This is a genomic window from Kineococcus indalonis (genome assembly GCF_009906395.1).
Taxonomy (GTDB): Bacteria; Actinomycetota; Actinomycetes; order Actinomycetales; family Kineococcaceae; genus Kineococcus; species Kineococcus indalonis.
In genome coordinates, this window is record NZ_JAAALM010000285.1 from 1 (window position 1) to 5,304 (window position 5,304).

Here is a 5,304-nt window from a genome sequence, read left to right on the forward strand (position 1 = left end):
CGTCCGCCCCGTCGTCCGCCCCGTCGTCCGCCCCGTCGTCCGCCAGCGAGTCGGAGGCCACGAGGTAGGCGGGCCGGCCCTGCAGCTGCACGTACAGCCGGCCGACGTACTCGCCCAGCACGCCCAGGCACAGCAGCTGCAGGGTGCCGGCGCCGGCCACCACCGCCAGGGTGGAGGTCCACCCCGGCACGGTCGCGCCGACGGCGAAGGAGACCAGCGCGTACACCAGCAGCAGCGACGTCAGCGCCGCCCCGCCCAGGCCGAAGATCGTGGCCAGCCGCAGCGGGGCCGTGGAGGAGCCGGTGATGGCGTCCAGCGACAGGCGCACCATGCGGCGCAGGGGGTACTTGGTGCGCCCGGCGCCGCGGGCGGCGCGCGCGTACGGCACGCTGGCGGAGCGGAAGCCCAGCTCGGGCACCACCAGCCGCAGCACCCGGTGCTGCTCGGGCAGCCGCAGCACGACGTCGACCACGGCGCGGCTGGTGTAGCGGAAGTCGCCCGCCTGCGCCGGCGCGGTGCCGCCCAGCGCCCGCACCAGCCGGTAGAAGCCGGCGGCCGTGGTGCGCTTGAGCCAGCCGTCCACGGAGCGGTCGCTGCGCACGGCGTACACGACGTCCACGCCGCCCGGGCCGTCCGCGCCGCCGCCGGCCGCGGCGAGCAGCTGCGGCAGCAGCTCCGGGGGGTCCTGCAGGTCGGCGTCCATGGTGACCACCCCCAGGGCGCCGCGGGCGCGGGCCAGCCCGGCGGAGAGCGCGGCCTGGTGCCCGGAGCCGGTGCGCAGCCGCACCACCCGCAGCTGCGGCCAGCCGCGGCGCAGCCTGGCCAGCACCACCGGCGTGGCGTCGGTGCTGCCGTCGTCGACGACGAGGACCTCGTAGCCGGCCAGGCCGCCGGCGACGAGCCCGTCGAGCACCGGCCGCAGCCGCGCGGCCAGCGCGGGCAGCACCTCGGCCTCGTCGCGCGCCGGGACGACGACGGTCAGCGCGCAGGGCTCGGGCACGCCGCGATCCTCCCGCACCCTCGGCCGGGCCCGGCGGAGCGGGGCGTGCGAGACTGTCCGGAGCACCGCACGGACCGCCCCGGAGGAACGCCCCATGCTCAACGCCCTGGTCGCCGCCGTCTCCGCCGAGACCACCGAGATGACCGAGGAGGCCCACGGCTGGGAGGGCCACCTGCCCATGGCCCCGATCGCCTTCGCGATCGTCGCGGGCTGCATCCTGCTGGCCATGCTGCTGGTGACGTGGGCCTTCCGCAGCGTGGGCAACCGCCACTGAGCGCGCAGGGTGGTCGCCGCCCGCGCCTGGGCGTGATGGGCGGCACCTTCGACCCGATCCACCACGGGCACCTGGTCGCCGCCAGCGAGGTGGCGGCCCGGTTCGACCTCGACGAGGTCGTGTTCGTGCCCACGGGCAAGCCGTGGCAGAAGTCGCGCCAGGACATCGCGCCGGCGGAGCACCGCTACCTCATGACGGTCATCGCGACCGCGTCGAACCCGCGGTTCACCGTCTCGCGCATCGACGTCGAGCGCGAGGGCTTCACCTACACGATCGACACGCTGCGCGAGCTGGCCGCGCTGCGCCCCGAGGCGGACCTGTTCTTCATCACCGGTGCCGACGCCCTGGCGCAGATCCTGCAGTGGAAGGACGTCGCGGAGCTGTGGTCGCTGGCCCACTTCGTGGGCGTCAGCCGGCCCGGGCACGCCCTCAGCGACGACGGCCTGCCCCTGGACGGGGTGAGCCTGCTGGAGGTGCCGGCGCTGTCGATCTCCTCCACCGACTGCCGCCGGCGCGTGGCCGAGGGCCTGCCGGTCTGGTACCTCGTGCCCGACGGCGTGGTGCAGCACATCAGCAAGCACGGCCTGTACCGCGACGGCGACGGGGCCGTGCTCGGGACCGTGGGACAATCGGTGCTGGAGAACTGATCGTCCCGGGCCCACGGCCCGGACCACCCGAGGAGCCCCGTGCCCGCATCCGAGCGAGCTCTCGAGCTGGTGACGACCGCTGCCGAGGCAGCGGTCGACAAGCTCGCCACCGACGTCATCGCCCTGGACGTCTCCGACCAGCTGTTCATCACCGACGCCTTCCTGCTCGCCTCCGCGCCCAACGAGCGGCAGGTGCGCTCCATCGCCGAGGCGGTGGAGGAGAAGCTGCTGCCCCTGGGCGCCAAGCCGGTGCGCCGCGAGGGCGAGCGCGAGGGGCGCTGGGTGCTCCTCGACTTCGTCGACGTCGTGGTGCACGTCCAGCACGCCGAGGAGCGCGAGTACTACGCGCTGGAGCGGCTGTGGAAGGACTGCCCGCCCATCGCGCTGCCGGCCGCCGCCACCGCCGGGGGCGACGCGCAGGCGTGAGCGCCCGCACCGTCGTCCTGTGGCGGCACGGCCGCACCCCCTTCAACGCCGAGAACCGCTTCCAGGGCCAGCTGGACGTCCCGCTGGACGAGGTGGGCCGGGCCCAGGCGGCCGCCTCGGCCGCGCACCTGGCCGCTGTGCTGGAGCCGGGCAGCGGCGCGCTGGTGGCCTCCGACCTCAGCCGCGCCGCGGACACCGCCCGCGCCCTGAGCGCCCTGACGGGCGTGGCGCCGCTGCTGGACCCGGCCCTGCGCGAGGTCGACGCCGGGCGCTGGCAGGGCCTGCTGCACCACGAGATCACCGCCTCCTGGCCGCAGGAGTACGCCGCCTGGCGCGGCGGCGAGGACGTGGCCCTGGGCGGCGGGGAGCGCCGCAGCGAGGTGGGGGTGCGCGCCGCGGACGCCGTGGAGCGGCACGCCGAGCGGGTGCCCGAGGGCGGCACCCTCGTCGTCGCCTCGCACGGGGCGGCGCTGAAGGCGGCGCTGCTGCGGCTGCTGGGCCTGGAGCTGGCCGCGTGGGGCGCCTTCGCCGGCTTCCGCAACGCGCACTGGGCGGTGCTCTCCCGCGGCCGCTCGGGCTGGGTGCTCGGCGAGTACAACGCCGGGCCGCCGGGGGCGAGCGAGGGCGCGGAGGGCTGAGGGCCGCCCCGGCCGGGGGTGGTCACGAGCGCCCCGGCGGATGGGGTAGAGTTCTTCTCGTTGCCGCGGGGGAAACCCGGGGGAACGAGCAAGGGGCTGTGGCGCAGCTGGTAGCGCACCTCCATGGCATGGAGGGGGTCAGGGGTTCGAATCCCCTCAGCTCCACACGACGCGAAGGGCCCGGACGGGAGTCCGGGCCCTTCGTCGTGCTCGGGGGCGGTGCCCCGGGGTGCGCGCTGCCGCGCACCCCGGACCCTCCTCAGCCGCGCGCGGCGGGGGACCAGCCCAGGGCGGGCGCGACGTGCCGGGTGATCGACTCCAGCAGGTGCAGGTTGTACTCCACGCCCAGCGCGTTGGGGACGGTGATCAGCAGGGTGTCCGCCTCGCGCACCGCGGCGTCCTTCGCGAGGTCCTCCGCCACGCGGTCCGGTTCGCCCACGTAGCTCCTGCCGAAGCGCGCCAGACCCGGCTCGCCGAGGGAGCCGACCTGGTCGGTGGCGCCGACCTCCCCGCCGAACCAGCGCCGGTCCTCGTCGCTGACCAGGGGCACCACGCTGCGGCTGACGGAGACGCGCGGGGTCCGGCGGTGCCCGGCCGCGGCCCACGCCTCGCGGAAGACGGCGATCTGCTCGGCCTGCAGCTCGTCGAAGGGCACGCCGGTGTCCTCGGTGAGCAGCGTGGAGCTCATGAGGTTCATGCCCTGCTCAGCGGCCCAGCGGGCGGTGGCCCGGGTGCCCGAGCCCCACCAGACGCGCTCGGCCAGCCCGGGCGACTGCGGCAGCACCGGCAGCGGCGCGGAGCGGCCCGTCACGCGCGGGTCGGACGGGGCGACGCCGGCCCCGCCGATCGCCCGGCGGAAGACCTCGGTGTGCCGGCGGGCCATGTCGGCGCCGGTCTCGCCCTGGGCGGGCACGTACCCGAAGGCGGCGGGGCCGTCGAGGGCGGGCTCGGGTGAGCCGCGGCTGATGCCCAGCTGCAGCCTGCCGCCGGAGAGCAGGTCCACCTGCGCGGCCTCCTCGGCCGCGTACAGGGGGTTCTCGTAGCGCATGTCGATCACGCCGGTGCCGATCTCGATGCGCGAGGTGCGCGCCGCCACCGCCGCCAGGACGGGGTAGGGGGCGGCCTGCTGGCGGGCGAAGTGGTGCACCCGCACGTAGGCGCCGTCGACGCCGAGCTCCTCGGCGCCCTCGGCCAGCTCGACGGTCTGCACGAGGGCCTCGCGGGCCGTGCGCACCCGCGAGCCGGGCACCGGCTGGTGGTGGCCGAAGGAGAGGAACCCGATGCTCTGCACGACTGGTTCAACGTGCAACCTCCGCCCGGTGTTCCCCGTCCCGGCGGGCAGGATGGCCCCGTGACCGAGCACCGCGACCCCACCACCGCACCGGCCGCCCCCCTCCCCCTGGAGCTGCGCGAGCGCGTCTCCAGGGACACGCGCCTGTGCATCTCGCTCTCGGGCCGGCCGAGCAACCTGGGCACCCGCTTCCACAACCACCTCTACGCCGAGCTCGGCCTGGACTACGTCTACAAGGCGTTCACCACCACCGACGTCGCCGCGGCCGTCGCGGGCGTGCGCGCCCTGGGCATCCGCGGCTGCGGGGTCTCGATGCCCTTCAAGGAGGCCGTCATCCCGCTCGTGGACGAGCTGACCGCCTCCGCGGCCGCCATCGACTCGGTCAACACCATCGTCAACACCGACGGGCACCTGGTGGCGCACAACACCGACTACCTCGCCGTCGTGCACCTGCTCGCCGCCCACGGCGTGCGCCCCGCCGGGCCGGCCGTCGTGCTCGGCAGCGGCGGCATGGCCAAGGCGTGCCTGGCCGCGCTGCGCGACCAGGGGTACGGCGACCTCACGGTCGTGGCCCGCAACGAGCAGGCCGGCCCGGCGCTGGCCCGCGCCTACGGCGCCCGCTGGGTGCCCGCGGCCACCGGGCTGCGCCCGCACCTGCTCGTCAACGCCACCCCCGTCGGCATGGCCGGCGGACCGGCCGCCCACGAGCTGCCCGCCCCGCGCGAGGTGGTCGCCGCCGCCGCGGCCGTCGTGGAGGTCGTCGCGGTGCCCGAGCTGACCCCGCTGGTGCGCCTGGCCCGCGAGGGCGGCGCCGAGGTGGTCACCGGCACCGAGATCGCCGCCGTGCAGGCCGCCGAGCAGTTCGCCCTCTACACCGGCGTGCGCCCCACCGACGAGCAGGTGCGCCGGGCGGGGGAGTTCTCCCGGGCGCGCTGAGGCCCCGGCCCGCGCTCAGCCCGGGCCCCCGGCGCGCACGTCACCCGCACGACGCATCCAGCGCGCGGGCCCGGCGGCCGAGACCCCTGCTG

At 76.4% G+C, this 5,304-nt stretch carries 7 protein-coding genes and 1 tRNA gene; 6 read left to right on the forward strand and 2 right to left on the reverse strand.

The window, feature by feature from the left end:
• Positions 1-1,000, reverse strand: a 1,000-nt coding sequence (locus GTR00_RS13850; protein WP_323132475.1) for a glycosyltransferase family 2 protein, incomplete at its 3' end; no start/stop codon positions are given.
• A 94-nt stretch (positions 1,001-1,094) separates the two neighbouring features.
• On the opposite strand from GTR00_RS13850, the gene GTR00_RS13855 reads away from it, so the two are divergent.
• The 5 genes from GTR00_RS13855 (at position 1,095) to GTR00_RS13875 (ending at position 3,150) form a co-directional block, all read left to right on the forward strand.
• Positions 1,095-1,274, forward strand: a complete 180-nt coding sequence (locus GTR00_RS13855; RefSeq protein ID WP_166612198.1) for a hypothetical protein — start codon at positions 1,095-1,097, stop codon at positions 1,272-1,274.
• Complete coding sequence (nadD, locus tag GTR00_RS13860) at positions 1,271-1,921, forward strand: nicotinate-nucleotide adenylyltransferase (protein ID WP_407659695.1); 651 nt, start codon at positions 1,271-1,273, stop codon at positions 1,919-1,921. Before GTR00_RS13855 ends, nadD begins: the two co-directional genes overlap by 4 nt.
• 39 nt (positions 1,922-1,960) lie before the next feature.
• The gene (gene rsfS / locus GTR00_RS13865) at positions 1,961-2,347 is read left to right on the forward strand and encodes a ribosome silencing factor (protein ID WP_166612200.1); all 387 of its coding nucleotides are present in this window, start codon (positions 1,961-1,963) and stop codon (positions 2,345-2,347) included.
• Positions 2,344-2,985 (forward strand): histidine phosphatase family protein, encoded by a 642-nt coding sequence (locus GTR00_RS13870; protein WP_166612201.1) that lies wholly within the window; start codon positions 2,344-2,346, stop codon positions 2,983-2,985. Before rsfS ends, GTR00_RS13870 begins: the two co-directional genes overlap by 4 nt.
• A 92-nt stretch (positions 2,986-3,077) precedes the next feature.
• Positions 3,078-3,150, forward strand: a tRNA-Ala gene (locus GTR00_RS13875).
• 94 nt (positions 3,151-3,244) lie between these two features.
• Here GTR00_RS13875 and GTR00_RS13880 read toward each other — a convergent pair.
• Complete coding sequence (locus GTR00_RS13880; RefSeq protein ID WP_166612202.1) at positions 3,245-4,276, reverse strand: LLM class flavin-dependent oxidoreductase; 1,032 nt, start codon at positions 4,274-4,276, stop codon at positions 3,245-3,247.
• A 114-nt stretch (positions 4,277-4,390) separates the two neighbouring features.
• Between GTR00_RS13880 and GTR00_RS13885 the strand changes: the two genes are divergently transcribed.
• Complete coding sequence (locus tag GTR00_RS13885) at positions 4,391-5,212, forward strand: shikimate 5-dehydrogenase (protein ID WP_166612203.1); 822 nt, start codon at positions 4,391-4,393, stop codon at positions 5,210-5,212.
• The last annotated feature ends 92 nt before the right edge of the window (positions 5,213-5,304 follow it).

Excerpts from the sequence above, each read along its gene's own strand:
- GTR00_RS13855 (WP_166612198.1), top strand. The coding sequence starts at position 1,095 with ATGCTCAACGCCCTGGTCGCCGCCGTCTCCGCCGAGACCACCGAGATG.